Origin of the sequence: Streptomyces sp. col6 (genome assembly GCF_008042035.1) — a bacterium.
Classification (GTDB): domain Bacteria; phylum Actinomycetota; class Actinomycetes; order Streptomycetales; family Streptomycetaceae; genus Streptomyces.
The window spans coordinates 1-795 of sequence record NZ_RDBL01000035.1 but is presented as its reverse complement, the minus strand read 5'-3'; the positions used below and the strand labels follow the sequence as shown (position 1 = coordinate 795).

The 795-nt window shown below is 74.0% G+C and carries 1 protein-coding gene; it reads right to left on the bottom strand.

Annotated features, from left to right (window positions below; translation table 11 throughout):
- Positions 1-238 precede the first annotated feature (238 nt).
- On the bottom strand, positions 239-658 hold the full coding sequence (locus tag EAO73_RS34755) for an Rv3235 family protein (protein WP_147975526.1): 420 nt from the start codon (positions 656-658) through the stop codon (positions 239-241).
- Between the last annotated feature and the right edge of the window lie 137 nt (positions 659-795).

The window sequence follows — 795 nt, the reverse complement described above, 5'->3', positions numbered from 1 at the left end:
GGGTGGGGCCGGGCTGGAAGGTGCGGCTGCGGGGGCGTCCTGAGGGGTCTCGGGGCTGTCCTAGGGCCCCGGAGACCCCTGGGACAGCCCCGAGGCGGCCCGGAGGGGCTCCGGGTGCCCACACGCGCTGTGAGGCGTCCTACGGGCCCCCTGGGCCCCCACAGGGCGTCCAGAGCGTTGCGAGCCGCCCCTGGCAGCCCCGCGACCGGCGGGCTCCGTCCCGGAGGTGTTCGCGTCGTCATCGGGTTCGCATCGGGGTGTTGCCCAGTTCCACCGCCGCGCAGCGCCAGCGGAGGTCGGGGCCCTGTTCAAGGCGGAAGGCCATGGCGCGGACTTCCTCGCCTGCGGCGATGCTTGCGCAGGCCTCGACCACGCCCGGGGCCGGCTGGGCGCCACGGCACATGCGGATGACCGGGCGGGTGCCGCGGGTCCTGAGGGGGGTGGCCGGGGCCAGTTCGGCGAGTTGGTCGTAGGCCTCGCCGATCGTGTGGCCGAGCATCCAGTGGACCGGGCGCTGGCCGCTCAGGACCGCGAGCAGGCGCTCCGCGAACCAGTGGTGGGGGCGCAGGCGCCTCGGGGTGCGGTGGCGTTGGGCGGGTACGGCTTCGGGCCTGCGGGCGTCGTGCCGTCCTGCGGGCCGGGTCCTGTTCGTGGTCATCTGTCGCCCCCGTGCTCCAGAGAGGCCCGGTCATACCGGGCAGTAACTTCTGTTGGGGATCTTCTACGGGGGAGTCGGATTTGTCGCAAGTGTGAGGAGCGGGGAGTGGGGCGGGGCGGGATTCACCTGTCCGGGTG